Raw genomic sequence first — 19,794 nt, 5'->3', positions numbered from 1 at the left:
CGGCCTTGGCCGCGATGGCGATATTGCGGGCCCCATCGCGGCCAAGGCCGGCTCCTACGGTCGGTGTTTGCACCCCTGGTTTTGCGTTATCGGTGCTCTATTGGCACGTACTTGCGCTGTTCCACGCCCACATACTCGGCGCTGGGCCGAATAATGCGGTTATTGGCACGCTGCTCGAACACATGCGCCGCCCAGCCGGTCAGCCGCGAACAGACGAAAATCGGCGTGAACAGTTCGGTGGGAATGCCCATGAAGTGGTACGCCGAGGCGTGGTAGAAGTCGGCGTTGGGGAACAGTTTCTTCTGTTCCCACATGGTCTTGTCGATGGCTTCGGACACCGGGTAGATCACCGTGTCGCCCACTTCGGCCGCCAGCTTTTGCGACCAGCCCTTGATCACTTCGTTGCGCGGGTCGCTGTCCTTGTAGATGGCATGGCCGAAGCCCATGATCTTGTCCTTGCGCTCCAGCATGCTAAGGGTGCCACGTACGGCTTCCTCGGGGTTCTTGAACTTCTCGATCATGGCCATGGCCGCCTCGTTGGCGCCGCCGTGCAGTGGGCCGCGCAGGCTGCCGATGGCGGCGGTCACGCAGGAATGCAGGTCCGACAGGGTCGAAGCACACACTCGCGCGGTGAAGGTCGAAGCGTTGAATTCGTGCTCGGCGTAGAGGATCAGCGACACGTTCATGACCTTGCGGTGCAGCTCGCTGGGCGCCTTGCCGTGCAGCAGGTGCAGGAAGTGCCCGGCCACGTCCGGTTCGTCACTGGTGCAGTTGATGCGCACCCCGTGGTGGCTGAAGCGGTACCAATAGCACATGATCGCCGGGAAGGCCGCCAGCAGGCGGTCGGTGGCGTCGTGCTGCTGGGCGAAGGTCTTTTCCGGTTCCAGGTTGCCCAGGAACGAGCAGCCGGTGCGCATCACGTCCATGGGGTGGGCGTTGGCGGGGATGCGTTCCAGCACTTCCTTCAGCGCCTTGGGCAGGTCGCGCAGGGTGCTGAGCTTGTGCTGGTAGTGGTCCAGGTCCTGGTGGTTGGGCAGCTCGCCGTACAGCAGCAGGTAGGCCACTTCCTCGAAGGTGGCGTGCTCGGCCAGTTCGCGCACGTCATAGCCACGGTAGGTCAGGCCGGCGCCGGCCTGGCCCACGGTGGACAGGGCGGTCTGCCCGGCCACCTGGCCACGCAGGCCGGCACCACTCAATACTTTTGCTTCGGCCATGGTTGTCTCCATTCTTGAATTTATTCTTCGGATTACACGGTTTTGTAGCCGCTGCCGCAGGCTGCGCTGGCCCTGTGGTTCACTCGAGATACTCAGGGTTCACACCGGCCAGCGCAGCCTGGCGGCAGCGGCTACGGGTATGCTTCAGCCTTTCTTTTGGGCAAACAGGGCGTCCAGCTTCTGCTCGAACACGTGGTAGTCGATGGCGTCGTACAGCTCCATGCGAGTCTGCATGGTGTCGATGACATTTTGCTGCGTGCCGTCGCGGCGAATGGCGCCGTAGACGTTCTCGGCGGCCTTGTTCATGGCGCGGAACGCCGACAGCGGGTACAGCACCAGCGACACGTCCACCGACGCCAGCTGCTCGGTGGTGTAGAGCGGCGTGGCGCCAAACTCGGTGATGTTGGCCAGGATCGGCGCGCGCACGCGGTCGGCGAATTGCTTGTACATGGCCAGTTCGGTGATGGCCTCGGGGAAGATCATGTCGGCGCCGGCCTCGATGCAGGCTTCGGCACGTTCAAGGGCGGCGTCCAGGCCTTCCACGGCCAAGGCGTCGGTGCGCGCCATGATCACGAAGCTGTCGTCGGTGCGGGCATCCACGGCCGCCTTGATGCGGTCGACCATTTCCTGCTGGCTGACGATTTCCTTGTTCGGCCGGTGGCCGCAGCGCTTGGCGCCCACCTGGTCTTCGATGTGGATGGCGGCGGCGCCGAACTTGATCATCGACTTGACCGTGCGCGCCACGTTGAACGCCGAGGAACCGAAGCCGGTGTCGACGTCCACCAGCAGCGGCAGGTCGCAGACGTCGGTGATGCGGCGCACGTCGGTGAGCACGTCGTCCAGGCCGCTGATGCCCAGGTCCGGCAGGCCCAGGGAGCCCGCTGCCACGCCGCCGCCGGACAGGTAAATAGCCTTGAAGCCGGCGCGCTTGGCCAGCAGCGCATGGTTGGCGTTGATGGCGCCCACCACTTGCAGCGGATGTTCGCTGGCCACGGCGTCGCGGAAGCGTTGGCCGGGACTGTTCTTATTGTTCATGACTCACCTCTCAGGCTGGGTGGAAGCGTCCGGGTAGTGACGCTCGATATTGCGGCGCGATGCCCCGATGTGCCGGCGCATCAGCAATTCGGCCAATTCGCCATCGCGGTCGGCGATGGCATCCAGAATGCGGTGGTGCTCGGCAAACGCCTGGCGCGGGCGGTTGGGCGTGGCCGAGAACTGGATGCGGTACATGCGTACCAGTTGGTACAGCTCGCCACAGAGCATCTGCACCAGGGTGCGGTTGCCGCTGCCCTGGATGATGCGGTAGTGGAAGTCGAAGTCGCCTTCCTGCTGGTAATAGCCCACGCCGGCCTGGAAGGCTGCGTCACGCTCGTGGGTGTGCAGCACCTGGCGCAGTTCCTCGATCTCGGCTTCGGTCATGCGCTCGGCGGCCAGGCGGCAGGCCATGCCTTCCAGCGATTCGCGAATTTCGTACAGCTCGATCAGCTCGGCATGGCTGAGCGACACCACCCGTGCACCCACGTGGGGAATGCGCACCAGCAGGCGCTGGCCTTCCAGGCGGTGGATGGCCTCGCGCAGCGGCCCGCGGCTGATGCCGTAGGTGCGCGCCAGCTCCGGCTCGGAGATCTTGCTGCCGGGGGCGATGTCGCCCTTGACGATGGCGGCCTGGATGCGCCGGAAGACGTTTTCGGACAGGGTCTCGGAGAGCTCAGCAGGTACATCAATATGAGGAGAAGCTGCCATGACTGTCTACACATTGGTAATCGTATAGATGTTTTTTAGCGTAGATAACTCGTTTTTGTCAAGTTCTTAAATCAGATTGTCGACAGTATTGGGGATGTATCAAGCTCGCGGTCATGAATCGATTGGCTCGCGCATCAACTCGATGACGGCCTCAAACCCTGCGGTGCACGTTGGATGCCGGTAGAGACGACAGTTTTTGGTGAGGGAGCTGGCAAGCCCGCTCGGTTGGCCGAGGACCTGGTGCCCAGCCAGGTTGCGCTGGCGGCGGCGTGCCTGCAGGCAGCGAGCTGGGTGGGCATCTATGCCGCCGGGATGTCCGAGGTTAACGCACTGGACACCGAGCACAAGTTTCAGCGCCTGGGCCTGCGCTGCCAGGCCTTGGTGGGAGCCAAGCGTCAGGACATGCACGCCAAGGGTGCCAGGGACGGCGAAGTGGCACTGGTTTTTTCCCAGTCCGGCCATACCCGGCAGTTGGTCGAAGTAGCCAACGCGGCGAAGGCGGGGGGGGCGCGGGTGGTTGCCGTGACCGCGGATGACGGCCGGTGGCGCTCGCCTGCGACCTGCTGATTGCGGTGCGGCCTTATGAGCACACGGAGTTGATGACGCCCTTGTCCTCTCGGCTCAACCACCACCTGGTGACCAACATGCTGGTGGCAGCCATTGCAGTTGCCAGCGGCAGCCAATTTCCAGACCAGTTGACGGCGCTGGACTCATGGCAGACCGAGAAGATCTGAACACCAACAACGCGCGCCAGGGTTGCGCGCACACAGGAGCGGTTGATGGACAATCAGCAGAACGAAGCAAAGAAGACGGCGGCGCGCCGGGTCATCGAGGATTTCGTGCAGGACGGCATGACTCTCGGACTGGGGTCGGGCACCACTTCACACTTTTTTGTCCGTGAATTGGGCAGGCACGTGGCGCAGGGGCTGCGCCTGACCTGCACGGCCACCTCTCGCGCCACCATGGAGGTGGCGCGAGAGATGGGCATCGCGGTGTGCGACCCCAACGAACTGGATGAGATCGACCTGACAGTGGATGGGCCGGACGAGATCGACCGGCACTACAACATGATAAAGGGCGGCGGTGCCTGCCTGTTGTGGGAGAAAATCATTGCCCATGCATCCCGCCGCATGATCTGCGTTTGCGATGAAAGCAAGATCGTCGACTGCCTGGGGCGGTTCCCGCTCCCGGTCGAGGTACTGCAGTTCGGCTGGCAGCAGACCCAGCGCCAGGTGGCCAAGGTGCTGCGGGAACAGGGCATTGCCGCGGTGACGATTGTACGGCGGCCACGGGCCGGCCAGCCCGTGGTGACCGATAGCGGCCATTTTATCCTTGACTGCCATTGCGGGCCGGTCATCGATCAGCCGGTGCCGCTTGAGATCGAGCTCAACCGCATTCCGGGCGTTGTCGAAAACGGCCTGTTCACCCGTGAGGCCGCAGGCATGGTAGTGGGTTGCTTCGACGGTACTTCGTTCGTGCGCCTGCGTTGAAACCACCACTCCCGCGACGCATCGGGTGGGCAGTACTGATCAATGAATCGTGCAAAGACGGGGGAAGCCTTTTGCCTGTAGTGAGGAAGCTTGCCTTCAGGTTGCCCGCCGGCGTGTGCCATCCGTGCTAACAGGACAGTAATTATTTGATTTGAAACAGCAAGTTGGAGTGAATGCCATGACAAAAATAACGATTGATGGCGTTACCCGTCGCAGGTTCCTGGCGGGGAGTGTGGTAGTAGGGCTGGGCGCCATGTTCGGCAATTCGGTGCTGGCGCAAAGCCGCCTGGCGATACCGTATTCCAACAAAAGCCTGGACTACTACTTTTTCGTGATTCAGGAAGAGGCAGTCAAGCGCGCCGTGCAGGCCCAAGCCGGTATTTTCCAGGCTACCAATGCCAATTTCGACAACACCCGCCAACTGGAACAGTGGCAAAGCCTGATGTTGTCCCGCCCCTCGGCGGTGATTTGCGACCCCATCGACAGCCAGGCGATCGTCTCGGCTATCCGTCGCTACAATCGGCAGAAGATCCCCGTGGGCATCATCGACACGCCCGCCGATGGTGGCGAGGTCGCGATTACCGTCAGCTTCGACAATTTCCAAGGTGGAGTGATGGCCGCCGAGCAGATCGTCAATCGCCTAGTGGCCAAGTACGGCAGCCCGCGGGGTACTGTGCTCAATTGCTACGGTTCGCTGGCATCAGTGGCTTGGCGGTTGCGCAAGGAAGGCATGGAGTCGGTGTTCTCCCGCTTCCCCGACATCAAGTACCTGGCGCGCCCCACCGAAGGCCAGTTGCAAAACATGCTGGCCGTGACCTTGTCGACCCTGTCCGAATTCCCGGAACTGGATGCAGTGCATGCACCCTCCGACTCGCCGGCGCGAGGAATCGTCACGGCCTTGCAGCAGAAAGGTCGCTGGAAAAAGGTGGGTGAAGACGGCCATGTAATCTTTGTCACCATTGACGCTGAACCGATTGCGCTGAAGTGGATTCAGGACGGCTACCTGGACGCCTGTGTCTCGCAGGACCCGGTGGCCTACGGTGAAATCGCGGTCGAACTGATTACCCGCCACTCACTGGTCGGCGAAGCCGTTCCGCTAGGTGCCTACCGCAACACCAAGTATGTGTGGGAGTCAGCCAACATCACTTCCGGCAAGGCCGGGCCGACCCTGGTCATACCCGCGTTCGTCATCGATGCCGCCAACGCCCGTGATCCCAGGCAGTGGGGCGCCGTGGCAGAGCAGCAATGGGGCATCGCCTACAGCTGACGGCACGCCTGTACCGTACTTGGCGCAGGCGCGCCTGGACCTGCGGCTTCGATAATGTGAAGGGGAGTGGGCGGATGAACGTACAGCAACAGCAGCAACCACCAATGGTCGATGACATGATTCTGCGCGTGGAGAACGTCGCCAGGCATTATGGTGCGGTCCATGCCCTGCGAGGCGTTACCAGGCTGATACGGCGCGGCTCTATCCATGGGCTGCTTGGCGAGAATGGCGCCGGCAAGTCCACCTTGGTCGGCATCATTCCCGGGCAGGTGCGGGCCTCGTCCGGGCGGGTGGTGCTTGATGGGGTGGAAATGACGGGCGTCGACGTCAGGGGTATGGAGCAGGCTGGGGTGTTCCTGGTCACCCAGGAGCCCATGATCATTGACACCATGACCGCCGCCGAGAACCTCATGCTGGGTATCTGGCCGAGCAGGCATGGCTTCATCGACAACCGGCAGCTTACGGCGGATTCCACGCGCATGCTCGCAGGGTCGGGTATCGAGCCGGGCATGTTGGCCGGGCGACTGGACGCAGTGGCCAGGCGTAAGCTCAATATTTTGCGGGCAATGTTCTCCGGCGGCAAGGTTATCATTCTCGATGAGCCGACGGCGGCGCTCACCGTCGGCGACCGTCGCCAGCTGTTCGACTTCATGCGCACCTTGCAGCGCGACCAGGTCACGTTCGTGTTCATCTCCCACTACAACGACGAAATCCTCGAGATATGCGACAGCGTGACGGTTCTGCGCGATGGGCGGCTGGCGGGCGCCTGCGACGATGTCTCGGCGCTGACCTCCCAGCAATTGACACAATTGGTGATGGGGCGCGGCGTCGACCTGTTCCAGCGCAGCCGGCGAACCTTCGATACTGCTCAACCCGGCGTCAGGCTGCGTGATTTGCGCGGCCACTGCCTGGCCTTGGAGAGCCTGGACATCGCGCCGGGCGAAGTGGTGGGGTTCACCGGCTTGCCCGGCGCTGGCGCCAAGGAAGCTGCACGCGCCATTTTTTTGGCTTGCTGCCAGCCAGCGGGCAGATCGCACTCGCAAGGCAGCGCCTGCAACGTCTGCCGCGTACGCCGCGCGCTGCCTTCGATGCCGGCATCGCGTACCTGTCCGACGACCGCCGGCGTGACGGTGCAGTCGGACACTTGTCCATTGCCGCTAATATCGCCCTGTCCTCGATGAACGCCCGCACCCGTTACGGTTGCATCAACCAAGCGGCGGAGCGCGCTGTGGTCGCGCATTATTTCGAGAAGATGGGGGTGAAGGCGCCCAATCCCGATTATCCCGTGGATACGCTCAGTGGCGGAAACCAGCAGAAGGTCTGCCTGGGGCGAATCCTTGCTACCGCGCCGCGCCTGCTGATTGTCGACGAGCCGACCCGAGGTATCGACATTGGCGTAAAACAGGAAGTGCTGCGCCTCATCGAGGCGCTCAGCGACACCGGCGTGGCGGTGATCATAGTGTCCACTGACACAGATGAGTTGGTACGCGCGGTGGACCGTATATGCGTATTCGACAATGGCAGCATCAAGCAGAGCCTCACTGGCGAGGCCATCAGTGTCGAGCGTCTGCGCGCGGCGGTGATGGGCTGATACCCGACAATAACAAACGAGGATATCTCAATGGAAAATACGACCCAGGCTGGTCAGGTGCTTATGCCAGTCGTAGGCAAAGTCAATCGTCAGGCAGTCACGCGATGGGTATTGCACAACGTGGTGTGGATCTGGCTGATAGCGCTTGTGGCTATGTTTGGCTTGTTCAACCCGTTTTTTTTCAGCCTGTTGAACCTGCAGAACGTGATGGTGCAGGCCACTGTGTTGGGCACGCTTGGCCTGGCGGTGGCGTTGCCGTTGCTGGTGGCCGAAGTAGATCTGTCGATCCCCGCCAACGCGGGCTTCAGCGCGGCCGTAGGCGCGCTTGCCTATTCGGAACTGGGCCTGGCCTGGCCAATTGCAGTGGCCGCCGGCTTGGCCGTGGGCACGTTGATCGGTTTCTTCAACGGGCTATGCATCACCCGCCTGAAAATGGTGTCGTTGATCGAGACACTGGCCATGATGATCATTCTGCAGGGCACCCTGCTGGCCCTGACCCAAGGCAAGACGTTGACTGATTTTGCCGATGGCTACCTGTGGATCGGCCAAGCTGGCGTTGAGGGCTGGCCGTTGATGCCACTGGTCTTCGTGGTCGCGCTGGCTGCCGTTGGCGTTGTGTTGAGGCGTACTGTCCTGGGCCGCTCGGTGTACGCCGTTGGCGGCAACCCAGCGGCGTCGGTCTGCGCGGGCATTCGAGTGGCAAGGGTCAAGGTCATTACTTACACCCTTTCCGGTTTCCTGGCAGCGCTGGCTGGCTTCCTGCTGGCTTCGTGGCAGGGAGCGATAACCTCAAACCAGGGTTCCAGTTACCTGTTGTACGCCATCGCCGCACCGATCATTGGTGGCGTCAGCGTGTTTGGTGGTCGCGGGAATACCCGGGGCGTGCTGGGTGGCGTGCTGTTGCTCACGGTGATCCAGATCGGCCTGGCCGTAGTCAACGTGCCGTCTTTCTACGTCGGTATGGTGGGTGGAGTAATGATATTCATCGCCGTGGCCATCGACGCTTTCCGGGTTCGTTATATAGGTTGAGAAGCTATTTTTTCAGCTTTACGGTTTGACGTGAGGGGTTGGCCTCGCTACCCCTCCCGATGGCATAGTGCGTTTCAGTACCACGCCAGCGGCGCGCAGGGGTAGAGGGCGGTCGTCGATGACATGGGGATTGACGGATTGCGCGGCAGCAGGCGGATTACATTTGCCCGCTGCCGCCAGACCGCGCTGACCCTAAGCCAGGCTTTAGATCGTCAGGGGGTATCAACGCATACTCTCCTACCGCCAACTCGCGCTTCAAATACTCGATACACACCCGCACCTTCGCCGACTGATCGCTGCGCGCCACCGTCACCGCCCACACATCAGCCGGCTGGCTCCACTTGGGCAATACCCGCACCGGGCGGCCATCGGCCAGTTCCTGATCCACGTTCCAGTCCGCCATCATCACGATCCCGCGGCCCTCCAGGCACCAGCGCAGCGCCACGTCGCTGTCGTTGGACGCCAGGCTGCCGGTGACGGTCACTGTCTCCCAGCGCTGCGGGCCTTTGAGTTTCCAGGTGCCAAACGGCGCGTCGCGGTCACGGAATACCATGCAGTCATGCTACGTCAGGTCTTGAGGCGTGCGCGGGTTGCCGTGGGTGTCCAGGTGGCGCACAGGATGCGCGGGGTGCTGGCGATATGGTGGGGGATCAGGCCGGCTTCTTCCACTTCACCCACGCGTATGTCGATGTCGAAGCCTTCGGCGACCAGGTCCACCCGCCGGTCCATCAGTTCCAGCCACACTGACAACGCTGGGTTGGCCTGTTGCAAGGCACTGATGATCGGGGCGATGTGCCGTCGCCCCAGACGCTGGCTGGAACTGACGCGCAGCGGCCCGCTGGGCAGCGCGCGGGCACCGGCCAGGTCGTCCTGCAAGGCCTGTGCTTGGTCAGGCATGTGCTGGGCCCATTGGTACACCGCAATACCGGCCTCCGACACCCGTACCGTGCCCGTGGTGCAGTGCAGCAGCTTAACGCCCAAGGCGGTTTCCAGCTGCATGATGCGTTTGCTGATGGAGGTCTGGGTGGTGCCGCAGGCCTGGGCAGCGGCCTGGAAACCGCTGTTTCGCACCACCAGGCAGAACAGGTGCAGGTCGCGCAGGGGGACCTCGGTGAGGGCCATGGGAGGCCTTGTTCAGGGAGCCCCAGCTTGCGCCACATCTTCGTGCCCTTGACCACGAACGGCGCCCACAAGGGGTTCTTAGTGATGATGTGTCCTTCGTCCGTCACCATGATCACTGGCCGCCCCAGGTATTGATCGCGTTCGGCCAGGTTGTTCACGGTGTTCATCAGGCTGATGTAGCTAATCGACATCTGCGCCTCATACCCCTCGCGGGCATAGGTCGCAAGATCTACGATGGTGACGTTACTCTCGGGCCATGGCGTGCCGGTCCGGTCAAACAGCGTGCCCTCGAAGCCCTGGCAGAACAGGTCGATGGACTCGGCCATCTCCTGGGCGCGTTCGCGGCGCTTGTCGGGCAGATGCGCATCACTGGCCACCCGCAGTAGCGCATCCCGCACGTCCTGGGTCATAACCTGCAGCTGGGCATCCGCGCACGCCTTGGCGGCATCGAGGATGCATTCCCGGATCAGGCTGCGGTCCGCGCGAGTCAGTCGCGCTTCTTCCTTGGCTTCGCCGCCGGTGATCATCAATCGTGCAGTAATCTCCAGCTCGCCCAGGACATCACGTTGCTCTTCGTTGTCCGGGCTGCTGTCGTCGAGGTCATCGGTGGCCAGGGTCGCCATCTAGTCGGGGCGTTCGACCAGCCGCCGTGCGTCGGCGAATGGCGCCAGGCTCAACCCGCTGCCTGGCTTGAGTTGGACCTTGTTGACCGATAGTCCTAGGGTGGCGAAACAGTCGCCTTGCAGGCCAAACGAGTTGCCGGCTTCGACGATGAAAAGCCTCGGCCGGTAGATGGCCATGACCTGCATCAAAATCGAGACCAAAGTGGCCGACTTACCCGCACCGGTGGGCCCAAACAACAACAGATGGCCGTTCATGGACCGGTCAAAGCGCGACAGCGGGTCGAAGGACAGCGGAGCCCCGCCGCGGTTGAAGAATGTGATGCCTGGATTGCTGGTGCCGACGCTGCGCACCCAACTAAATTATTGTTTTATAACGAATTTATGGATGTCAGTGGAACTTGATCACAGGCTATCCGGGTCCACGACCGTCATCTCACTTTAGGTGTGTCTGAACACTCTTTAGCAAAACCAAAGTCTTCGCTTTGCCTATCCCGCGCTACGTAGCACGCTTCCTCAGCTCCCCTGTATGCGTGCAACACCTGCGACGCATTGGGGGTATTCACCGATGAGTCTTGAACAATTCAACCATAAGGTTACACAGCCAGCGGTTGCCGCTGTCCAGTTGGCCAGGTTTTCACCTATATGGGGAGCAGGCTGGCGATCAGGTCAGTGGTGCCGATGATGGCAGGGTCGATGCGGCAAAGCTGCCCCCAGAGGCAGGCGGGGCAGTACTGGTAGAATGCTGGCTAGAATCCAGCAGCAGCTTGGTCCAGGCGCTGGTCCATTGGCGGATTTCTACAGTAGCTCTCCAAGCCAAAAACGTTGATCCTACTGGCTGGACCCGGGATCGGCGCCTGCATCGCTGGATGTGCGGCAAGCACACCTGGGCAATCGCAGCGAAGCGTCCTGTCGTAGATGCGGTAATTTGGAAATGAGCATGGATTTACTCGACCGTTTTTTCAGCCGTGGCCTCAAACTTCATCACCTGCGCGTGCTGGTCATGCTAGGCCAGTGGGGGCAGGTGCGCCTGGTAGCACAGAAGCTGGGCGTCACCCAACCGGCAGTGTCCCGCCAGTTGGCAGAGCTTGAGGAAGGGCTGGGTCTAGACGTGGTACGCCGGGTCAGCAACGGACTGGTGCTCACCGAGGCCGGCCAGATTCTGCTGGCCCGGGCGCGGGAAATCATGTTCCAGCTGGAACAAGCCCGGCAAGAGCTGGGCAGCATGTCGGCCGGTCTGCGCGGCGAGATCACCATCGGCGCGGTGCCTAGCGTAATGCAGAGCCTGGCTACGCCGCTGCTGACGCTGCTGCAGGAGCGCGCGCCAGGGGTGTCGATCAACCTGCTCAGCGAGACCAGCGACAAGCTGTACACCTCACTGGTCAACCGCACCTTGCATGTATTGTTCAGCCGTGCCGTGCCACCGCAGTTCGCTGACCCAACCGTGGCGGGGGAATTGCTGTATGAAGACCCACTGGTGATTATCTGCAGCCGCAGCCATCCCTTGGCCCTAAAAGAACACCTTGTCCCCCAAGACCTCGATCATCAGCCCTGGGTACTGCCGCCCACCGAGTCGCCGGCCTTTGAGGCCTTGAACACCTGGATGCAGGAAAATCGCCTGACCCAAGGGCCCGGCAGCGTGCGTACCACGTCCAGGGAGGTGTACCGTTCAATGCTGGCGGGGGGCACGCGGCTGGGCATGATGAGCCTGGGCGCAGCGTTGGCACCGGAAATTACCGCAGAGTTTGCCGTGCTGGCGTTGCCCGGTGCGCGCTTTCTGCCCTCGGTGTGGATGTTCCATACGCGCACCGAGGCCACCTCGGCGGTGCGCGTAGTGGTGGAGTGCGCGCGGGAGGCGGCGTACGGGATGGCATAACGATTTGGTTATCCCCTATATAATTTTTTATGGTTATTGGTTTAGTAGTTATTCGAATTTCACATAAGCGGTGCTGATCGCTAGAGTGCACCTACCTGCTACCCGGCAGGGCTGCGGACAATACCCTACGCTGGATTTGCCCCTGATGTTTTCTTCGACCGCCCTGCCGTGGGCGGTCTGGAGCAGGAGCGCACCGATGTACCTTCGACTTCCCTTATGGCCGGCCACCGTCGCGCTGCTGCTGGCGCTTGCGTGTCCCGCCGCCCAGGCAGCGCCATTGCTGACCCTGGCCGACCAGAACGAGGCTACCCAGGCCTTGCTCGAAACCTGGGGTGCAACCCAGCCACAGCCGCTACCGCTCAGCTACGCCAATTTCGCCGGTGGCCCGGCGATACTCGAAGCCTTCCGCGCCGGTGTAATCGATGTCGGTATTGCGGGTAGCACCCCCCCTGTCCAAGCTCAGGCCGCGGGCGAGGCGGTGCGCATCATTGCCGCAGTCAGTCACGATCGTCCGGCCTATGAGCTGGCGGTTCGCGAAGGGCTTGAAGTACCGCGCCTGGAGGCCCTCAAAGGGCTGAAAATCGCCTACGCCGAAGGCACTGCACGACAGACTTTCGTACTGGCTGCGCTGCGCAAAGCTGGGCTCAAGCCCCAGGATGTGCAACTGGTGCCACTGCGCGTCAGTGACTTTCCCGATGCCTTGCGCAGTGGCCAGGTGGATGTAGCGCCACTGATCGAACCGCACTTCAGCCGTTATGTGGGCACGGGTGCCGACCACCTGGCGCGATTTGTCCCGGAGCAGCAGCTTAAAGGGCTACCCAGCGACATCAACTACCTGTACGCCAGCGACGCGGCACTCAAGGATCAGGCCAAGCGCCAGGCCTTGCTGCAACTGCGGCGCGGGTGGATCGCGGCCAACCAATGGGCCCAGGATCACCCCCAGGCCTGGGCCCAGGCGTACTACGTCAAGCGCCAGCAATTGGACCCTGCAGATGCCCAGCGCATCGTCGAGTCCCAAGGCAACCTTACCGTGCCGACGCTGGCCGAGTTGATCCCCACGCAGCAGGCGGTGATCGACCTGATTGAGGCAGCAGGCGATTTGCCGATGCACCTGCAGGCTGGCGACGAATTTGATCTGGAGTTTGCCCGCGAAGCTGAACAGCAGGAGGCAGTGCATGGCCGTTGACCGCGCACAGGCCATTCACCGGCCACGTCGGCTGGTGCCGGCACCCCTTGGCAAAAGCGCCTCGCTGTTGGGCCCCTGCCTGTTACTGGTGGCCTGGGAGCTGGCCGCCCAGCTGGGCTGGCTGTCGCCCAAGGTGCTGGCGCCCCCGTCCACGGCCCTGAGTACCGGCTTCCGCCTGCTGGCCGATGGCGTGCTGTGGCCGCAGTTGCTGGCCTCGGCCCGGCGTGCGCTGTCCGGGCTGGCCATTGGCGTCGCCTTGGGCCTGGTACTGGCGCTGGTAGCAGGCCTGACGCGCCTCGGCGATGCGTTGATCGATGGCGTGGTACAGATCAAGCGCGCTATCCCCACGCTGTCGCTGATCCCCTTGGCCATTCTGTGGCTGGGCATTGGCGACGGCATGAAAATCACCCTGATCGCCGGCGGCGTCTGCCTGCCGGTTTACCTGGGCACCCATGCGGCGCTCAAGGGTATCGACCTGCGCTACGTTGAGCTGGCGCACACCCTGGACCTGGACCGCTGGACCTTCATCCGCAAGGTGGCGGTACCCGGCGCGCTGCCGGGATTTTTCGTCGGCCTGCGCTTTGCCGTGACGATTTGCTGGGGCGCCCTGGTGGTGCTGGAGCAGATCAACACCACCCAAGGTATCGGCTATTTGATGAACCGTGCCCGCGACTACGGCCAGACCGATGTGATCGTCGTCGGGCTGGTGACGTACATGGTGCTGGGTCTGGTGTCTGACCGGCTGGTGCGAGCGGTGGAGCACCGTGTGTTGCGCTACCGCAAGGTGATCGGCTCATGACCGCATTCACGCCATTGCCGGTCAGCATCGACCGCTTGACCCGTGCCTTCGGTACACGCCGGGTGCTGGACCAGTTGAACCTGCAGATTCCGGCCGGCCAGTTCGTCGCCATCCTGGGCCGCAGCGGCTCGGGCAAAAGCACCTTGCTGCGCGCCCTTGCCGGTCTGGACGCCGACGTGCAAGGGCAGGGCAGCATCGCCGCGCCCACGCCTAGGGCCGTGCTGTTCCAGGATTCGCGTTTGCTGCCCTGGGAGAGTGTTTTGGCCAACGTCACCCTGGGTTTGCCGGGCAAGGATGCCGCCCTGGCAGGGCGCCAGGCACTGGCCACGGTCGGCCTGGCAGGCCGCGAAGGCGCCTGGCCGGGCGAGTTGTCCGGCGGCGAGCAACAGCGTGTGGCGCTGGCCAGGTCATTGGTGCGCAGGCCCCGCCTGTTGCTGGCCGATGAGCCCTTTGGCGCGCTGGATGCGCTGACCCGCCTGAAGATGCAGGTCCTGCTGCGCCAAGTGGTACAGCGCCAGCAACAGACCGTGCTGATGGTCACCCACGACATCGATGAGGCGTTACTGCTGGCCGATCGCGTGGTGGTGCTCGATGGCGGGCGCATCGTCCAGGACATCCCAGTGACGCTGGCCCACCCCCGCAGTACCGCCCACCCCCAGCTTGCTCTGTGCCGTGACGCGCTGCTGCAAAGCCTGGGCGTCGATGAAGCTTCCCTTCAGGTAGTCCAACCATGAACCGTCAACTGCATTTGAACCTGTTTGTCTTCGGCCGCGGCCATCACGAGGGTGCCTGGCGGCACCCGTTGGCGCCGTCCACGGCGCTCACCGACATTGAACACTACCAGGCCCTGGCGGCTCTGGCGGAGAAGGGTTTGCTCGATTCGCTGTTTCTCGCCGACGTGCTGGCGATGGGCGATACCCAGGGCCATTCACCCATCACGCCCCTGGAGCCGATCACCCTGCTGGCGGCGCTCAGTGCGACCACCCGCCATATCGGCCTGATCGGCACGGCGTCGACCACCTACATGGAGCCATTCAACCTGGCCAGGCAGTTCGCCGCGCTGGACCACCTGTCCCGAGGCCGCATCGGCTGGAACATTGTGACCTCGTGGATCAACGGCGTGGAGGCCAATTTCGGCCACGACCGTCAGCCAGCGCACGCCGAACGCTATGCCCGCGCCTTCGAGTTCATGGAGGTGGTGAAAGGGCTGTGGGACACCTGGGCCGACGACGCCGTGCTGGATGACCGCAGCACAGGGCAGTATCTGCAGCCTGAGCGGATTGCCGCGCTGAATCATCGCGGTGCACATTTCCAGGTACGCGGGCCCCTGAACATTCCGGCCTCGCCGCAGCGTCATCCGGTGCTGCTCCAGGCGGGCTCATCGGCGGACGGTCAACGCTTTGCTGCTCAGCATGCCGAAGCAGTGTTCACCGCCCAGCCCGATTTGCCGGCGGCCCAGGCCTTCTACCGCTCGCTCAAGCAGCAGGTGCTCGAGGCCGGGCGCCAGTCCAGCGAACTGCTGGTGCTGCCAGGCCTAAGCGCGGTTGTCGCCGAAAGCGACCGGCAGGCCGGGCAATTGCTGGAAGAGCTCAACGCCCTGACTGCGCTGGAGACCGGCCTGGCGCGCTTGTCGGCGCGCTTCGGCGGCCATGACTTTTCACGCCTGCCCCTGGACCTGCCAATGAGCGTCGACGACCTGCCCAACCCCGACGGCGTGCAGGCCGCGCAAAGCCGCGCGCGGGTCGTGGTGGAGCTGGTGCGCAGCCAGCGGCCCACCCTGCGCCAGTTGTTGACGCAACTGGCCGGTGCCCGCGGCCACTACACCCTGGCCGGTACCCCCGAACAGATCGCCGACGCCATGCAGACATGGTTCCAGAACGGCGCTGCCGATGGCTTCAATCTGATGCCGCCGATCATGCCGGCGATGCTGGCAACCTTCATCGACGAAGTCATTCCGTTGCTGCAACAGCGCGGATTGTTCCGCACCGCTTACCAGCAACACACCCTGCGCCAGCGCTACGGCCTGGCCAGGCCGGCCAGTCGGTTCTTCGGCTAGCCACCGCACAGGCTGCCCGTGGCCTGCTTCACGGGCGCTTCCACCGCGCTTGACCCTCGCCCAGGGAAAGTGATTTCGGCTGCCCGGCATTCGGCCAGCCCCTGTCCATTCCCGATAGCGCCGTTGGGCGCAAAGGATGTTTCGTTTGAAGGTCAATCCACGTTTTGCCGCACCATTTGCGCGTCGCCCCGGTGCTGCCTTGCTGCTGGCCCTGGTTCAACTGCCGGCATGGGCCGACACCCAGGCCACAAGCGATGCCACGGCCCAGGCCGATGCCCACCTGGAAACCGTCACGGTCAGCGCCCGCCGCCGCGAAGAAAACGCCCAAGACATTCCCACACCCATGACCACCCTCAGCGGCCAGGCCCTGGAGAACCAGCGTCTGTATCGCCTGCAGGACCTGCAACAGGCGCTGCCCAGCGTCAACATTGCCTACAGCCAGTCCCGGGTGTCCAACATCGCCGTGCGCGGCATCGGCAACAACCAGGTGGGTGAGGGGCTGGAGGGCAGCACTGGGCTGTACATCGACAACGTCTACCTGTCGCGCCCCGGCATGGCCAGCTTCGACCTGCTCGACCTGGACCAGATTGAGCTGTTGCGCGGCCCGCAAGGCACGCTGTTCGGCAAGAACACCACCGCCGGGGTGCTTAACATCAGCACCCGCGCACCCACCTTTACCCCAGAGCGCAGCCTGGAGGTGAGCGGCGGCGAATACGGCTACGCGCAAACCAAGGGCACGGTGTCGGGCCCGCTGACCGACACCCTGGCCGGGCGGCTGTCGTTTTACCGCACCCGCGACGACGGTTACGTGGACAACGAACACGATGGCCGCAGCTTCAATGGCGGTGAGCGCGAAGGCCTGCGCGGGCAACTGTTGTTCCAGCCCAATGATGATTTCAGTCTGCGCTGGATCACCGACTACAACCAGGAAAAGTCCACCAACGGCGTCCTGACCCTGTACGGCGCCTCCGACCGCTTCCGCCAGCGCGCCACCCTTATCGGCGCCAACCCCGACTACGCTCGCGACGGCAAAGTGAGCATCGACTCGCCGCAGTCGCTGGCGGTGTTCCAGGGCGGCAGCTCGCTGGAGGCCAACTGGAATCTGGACGGCGGTTATCGCCTGACCTCCATAACCGCCTACCGCTATTGGCACTTCCTGCCGCACAACGACGCTGACCTAACTGATCAGCCGGCGATTCTGGACAGCGGCACCGAAGTCACCACTCGCCAGTATTCCCAGGAAATCCGCTTGGCCTCGCCCGTGGGCGAAACCTTTGACTACGTGCTGGGCGCCTACCTGTACCGGCAAGACACCGGCAATCGCAACTTTGCCGATTATGGCCCCGACGCCGATGTGTTTTTGACCGGCGTCAACCGCGACATCTATAACAATGTCAGCACCCAGACCAATGGCAAAGTCACCACCGACAGCTATGCACTTTTCGCCCAGGGCAACTGGCACCTCACCGATCGCCTGGATCTGACAGCGGGCATCCGCGGCACTTATGAGGAAAAAAACGCCGACGTGCATCGCTTTGACCCTACCGGCGGTGCAACGCTCAGCACCGCGCTGCAAGCCAGTCGCCTAGCGCAGATGGGCGCGTATCAGTCCGGCGAATTCGGCCTGCACAGCGCGTCGCCCTCCGGCTTGCTGAGCCTGAGTTATCACCTCACCGCCAACCTGATGACGTATGCCTCGCTGGCCCATGGCGAGAAGTCCGGGGGCATTAACCTGGCGGTGCCGTCCAGCGGTATGGGTACCGACAGCCTGGTGATCGGCCCCGAGCGCCTCAACGACGCGGAAGTGGGCTTCAAGAGCACCTGGTTCGACCGCAGCCTGCTGGTAAACGCCAACCTGTTCTGGATGGGCGTCAACGGCTACCAGGCCTCTACCCGGGTCATCACCGCCACTTCGGCGACGCCCGTCACCGTGCTGGCCAACGCCGGTACCGTGCGTTCGCGCGGCGCCGAACTGGACCTGACCTGGCTGCCGGTGCGCGGCCTGACCCTGAACCTCAACGGCTCTTACAACGACACCACCTACCTGTCGTTCAAAAACGCGCCATGCCCCGGCGAGGTCAGTACCGTCAACGCAGCAGCCACCTGCGACCTGTCGGGGCAAGCCGTGGTTGGGGCATCGAAATGGATCGCCAATGCCAGCGGGCATTATCAGTGGAACCTAGCGAACGGCCTGCAGCCTTACGCCAACCTGTCGTACAGCTACCGCTCTGCGGCAGAAGGCACCCTGGACAATTCGGCGCTGTCGAAGATCGACGCCTACGGCCTGGTCAACGCGTCCACTGGAGTACGCTTCAATGTGGGCGACGGCCAGGCCGAGGTGTCGCTGTGGGTCCGCAACTTGACCGACAAAATTTACTACCTGACGGCATCGGCCGTGTCCAATGGAGCCTACAGCGGGTCGATCGGCAGCCCGAGGACGGCAGGGCTGACAGTGCGGTACGACTTCTGAGTTGATTACCGTTTGCGGTTTTTTCCGGGAAGGATGAGCTGACGTTACCCTCATCGTGCCGTCTTGGGGCTTTCGGGATAGGGGTGATTGCGCCGCGATTGCCCGATGGGCCATGCGTCGCTGAGCGTTCCCGTGCTGGTGCCCAAACGCTCCATGATCATACGTGGCACGCGTGCCAGACGTCGCCCTGCGGGGCGCGTGCCGCCTACAGCAGGCCTCCTGTTGAAACAATGGGCGCTGAGAGGGGCATCGCCTGTTCAGGAAGTCTATGGGATGTGCGTGCCTAGCTGGAAGAGTGCAGGCTTGTGGAAGTGTTGGCGCCATGTTCGATCAAGCCCGCGAGGACCATCGCCGGCTCATTCAAGTTTCGCTTGGAATGGTGGACTAAGCCGATCTCCCGGTAGAACGTATGTTCTCCCAAATCCAGCGCTCGTACTCCCGCCGGCCAAACCGCGTGCCCAAATGTCTCGGGTACCAATGCCACCCCGACACCGTTGGCAACCAGCTCCGCAATTGCGCCTAGCTCATCCAGCTCTGATACCTCGCGCGGTATGAAATGCATCTTGCGCAGGAACCGGTCAACTTGCCGGCCGCCGAATGACGCTCGGTCAACCGAGTCAGCATCAGCAGGTAAAATTCAATCAGCGCTTGGTGCAGGTCGGTCATACCCCTTTCGATAAACTGAGTATTGCGGTGCCCATGCACCTGAATGGTGCCTGTAGCGTCCATGGTTTTCCGCTTTGCCAAGATTCTATACTGATACTAACTGGAGGAACTGAATTTCTGTTTCATACTCCGTCCAGTACGGACTATTTCGTTATAGTTATCCCTAAATGCTGGGTATTGGGCGAAGAAAGCCTTGTTTCTAGGAGCTATGTGGAGGTGCGTAGATTGCCCGCACAAAACTTGTCTATGTTGCGGCGGCTATTGATGCAGATCTTATCTGCGTCAAACAAGACCTCTATTGGCATGTTTCAAAATTTAAAAATAGTTGGAGATGATTTTTTAGCTCGGCTACTAAATCTGATAAATAATGCGGCCGAGCGACAGGCGCATAGTATTACGTATGCCACCTATAGTGACATAGTGAAAAAATCCCAAAATATAATATTGGGTAGTGAGGGCAGTCCAGTCGCTGCAGGGGATATATGCAAAAAGCTACATATTAGCCGGCGTGCACTTAATAATAGTTTCGTGACTGTTACAGGCAAATCTCCGTCCCAATATCTGAAGTCAATTCGATTAAATGCAGTTAGAAGGGAAATACAAATCGCTAGTCTAAACTTCAATGTGTCGGATGATCGAGCTGTCCGGCGATAAAATTCCCTGGG

17 protein-coding genes and 3 pseudogenes are annotated in these 19,794 nt (G+C 62.3%); 13 read left to right on the top strand and 7 right to left on the bottom strand.

The window, feature by feature from the left end:
• Positions 1-86: 86 nt before the first annotated feature.
• The 3 genes from prpC to AC0Z2B_RS16515 all read right to left on the bottom strand — a co-directional run bounded on the left by prpC (position 87) and on the right by AC0Z2B_RS16515 (position 2,957).
• Positions 87-1,214: a bifunctional 2-methylcitrate synthase/citrate synthase gene (gene prpC, locus AC0Z2B_RS16525; RefSeq protein ID WP_476298066.1), complete on the bottom strand. Its 1,128-nt coding sequence runs from the start codon at positions 1,212-1,214 to the stop codon at positions 87-89.
• A 144-nt stretch (positions 1,215-1,358) separates the two neighbouring features.
• Positions 1,359-2,249 carry a methylisocitrate lyase gene (gene prpB / locus AC0Z2B_RS16520; RefSeq protein WP_416424666.1) on the bottom strand — a complete coding sequence of 297 codons (891 nt, stop codon included), beginning with the start codon at positions 2,247-2,249 and terminating at the stop codon, positions 1,359-1,361.
• Between the two features lie 3 nt (positions 2,250-2,252).
• Complete coding sequence (locus AC0Z2B_RS16515; protein WP_476298064.1) at positions 2,253-2,957, bottom strand: GntR family transcriptional regulator; 705 nt, start codon at positions 2,955-2,957, stop codon at positions 2,253-2,255.
• 225 nt (positions 2,958-3,182) lie between these two features.
• Between AC0Z2B_RS16515 and AC0Z2B_RS16510 the strand changes: the two genes are divergently transcribed.
• From AC0Z2B_RS16510 to AC0Z2B_RS16480, 7 genes and pseudogenes are all read left to right on the top strand, one after another.
• Positions 3,183-3,524 carry an SIS domain-containing protein gene (locus AC0Z2B_RS16510; RefSeq protein WP_476298063.1) on the top strand — a complete coding sequence of 114 codons (342 nt, stop codon included), beginning with the start codon at positions 3,183-3,185 and terminating at the stop codon, positions 3,522-3,524.
• A 32-nt stretch (positions 3,525-3,556) separates the two neighbouring features.
• Positions 3,557-3,691, top strand: a complete 135-nt coding sequence (locus AC0Z2B_RS16505) for a hypothetical protein (protein WP_476298061.1) — start codon at positions 3,557-3,559, stop codon at positions 3,689-3,691.
• Positions 3,692-3,736: 45 nt separating this feature from the next.
• Positions 3,737-4,447 (top strand): ribose 5-phosphate isomerase A, encoded by a 711-nt coding sequence (gene rpiA / locus AC0Z2B_RS16500; RefSeq protein ID WP_476298059.1) that lies wholly within the window; start codon positions 3,737-3,739, stop codon positions 4,445-4,447.
• A gap of 178 nt (positions 4,448-4,625) precedes the next feature.
• Positions 4,626-5,714 (top strand): sugar ABC transporter substrate-binding protein, encoded by a 1,089-nt coding sequence (locus AC0Z2B_RS16495; protein WP_476298057.1) that lies wholly within the window; start codon positions 4,626-4,628, stop codon positions 5,712-5,714.
• Positions 5,693-6,265: pseudogene (locus AC0Z2B_RS16490) on the top strand (ATP-binding cassette domain-containing protein); the annotation flags it as partial. The gene AC0Z2B_RS16495 and the pseudogene AC0Z2B_RS16490, both read left to right, overlap by 22 nt.
• A gap of 458 nt (positions 6,266-6,723) precedes the next feature.
• Positions 6,724-7,305, top strand: coding sequence for an ATP-binding cassette domain-containing protein (locus AC0Z2B_RS16485; RefSeq protein ID WP_476298055.1), 582 nt, complete (start codon positions 6,724-6,726; stop codon positions 7,303-7,305).
• Between the two features lie 30 nt (positions 7,306-7,335).
• A complete protein-coding gene (locus AC0Z2B_RS16480; protein ID WP_476298053.1) occupies positions 7,336-8,334 on the top strand; it encodes an ABC transporter permease in 999 nt (332 codons plus the stop codon).
• A gap of 157 nt (positions 8,335-8,491) precedes the next feature.
• Here the strand turns inward: AC0Z2B_RS16480 and AC0Z2B_RS16475 are convergent, their stop codons facing one another.
• The 3 genes and pseudogenes from AC0Z2B_RS16475 to AC0Z2B_RS16465 form a co-directional block, all read right to left on the bottom strand.
• A complete protein-coding gene (locus AC0Z2B_RS16475) occupies positions 8,492-8,887 on the bottom strand; it encodes a LysR substrate-binding domain-containing protein (RefSeq protein WP_476298051.1) in 396 nt (131 codons plus the stop codon).
• Between the two features lie 14 nt (positions 8,888-8,901).
• Positions 8,902-9,456, bottom strand: a complete 555-nt coding sequence (locus tag AC0Z2B_RS16470) for a LysR family transcriptional regulator (RefSeq protein WP_476298049.1) — start codon at positions 9,454-9,456, stop codon at positions 8,902-8,904.
• Positions 9,457-9,476: 20 nt separating this feature from the next.
• Positions 9,477-10,433: pseudogene (locus AC0Z2B_RS16465) on the bottom strand (conjugative transfer ATPase); the annotation flags it as partial.
• A 583-nt stretch (positions 10,434-11,016) separates the two neighbouring features.
• Here AC0Z2B_RS16465 and AC0Z2B_RS16460 point away from each other — a divergent pair.
• From AC0Z2B_RS16460 to AC0Z2B_RS16435, 6 genes are all read left to right on the top strand, one after another.
• The gene (locus AC0Z2B_RS16460) at positions 11,017-11,952 is read left to right on the top strand and encodes a LysR family transcriptional regulator (protein ID WP_475503369.1); all 936 of its coding nucleotides are present in this window, start codon (positions 11,017-11,019) and stop codon (positions 11,950-11,952) included.
• Between the two features lie 196 nt (positions 11,953-12,148).
• A complete protein-coding gene (locus AC0Z2B_RS16455; RefSeq protein ID WP_475503368.1) occupies positions 12,149-13,138 on the top strand; it encodes an ABC transporter substrate-binding protein in 990 nt (329 codons plus the stop codon).
• Entirely contained in the window at positions 13,128-13,937 is an 810-nt protein-coding gene (locus AC0Z2B_RS16450) for an ABC transporter permease (RefSeq protein WP_475503367.1), read from the top strand. Before AC0Z2B_RS16455 ends, AC0Z2B_RS16450 begins: the two co-directional genes overlap by 11 nt.
• Positions 13,934-14,671, top strand: coding sequence for an ABC transporter ATP-binding protein (locus tag AC0Z2B_RS16445; RefSeq protein WP_476298046.1), 738 nt, complete (start codon positions 13,934-13,936; stop codon positions 14,669-14,671). The genes AC0Z2B_RS16450 and AC0Z2B_RS16445 overlap by 4 nt, the downstream gene beginning before the upstream one ends.
• Complete coding sequence (locus AC0Z2B_RS16440; RefSeq protein ID WP_476298044.1) at positions 14,668-15,993, top strand: LLM class flavin-dependent oxidoreductase; 1,326 nt, start codon at positions 14,668-14,670, stop codon at positions 15,991-15,993. The genes AC0Z2B_RS16445 and AC0Z2B_RS16440 overlap by 4 nt, the downstream gene beginning before the upstream one ends.
• Positions 15,994-16,129: 136 nt before the next feature.
• Complete coding sequence (locus tag AC0Z2B_RS16435; RefSeq protein WP_476298042.1) at positions 16,130-18,463, top strand: TonB-dependent receptor; 2,334 nt, start codon at positions 16,130-16,132, stop codon at positions 18,461-18,463.
• A gap of 283 nt (positions 18,464-18,746) precedes the next feature.
• Here the strand turns inward: AC0Z2B_RS16435 and AC0Z2B_RS16430 are convergent.
• Positions 18,747-19,073, bottom strand: a pseudogene (locus AC0Z2B_RS16430) (LysR substrate-binding domain-containing protein); the annotation flags it as partial.
• Between the last annotated feature and the right edge of the window lie 721 nt (positions 19,074-19,794).

The sequence above is a fragment of the Pseudomonas sp. GYB4201 genome (genome assembly GCF_056312595.1).
This window is presented reverse-complemented; position numbering and strand designations above follow the sequence as displayed.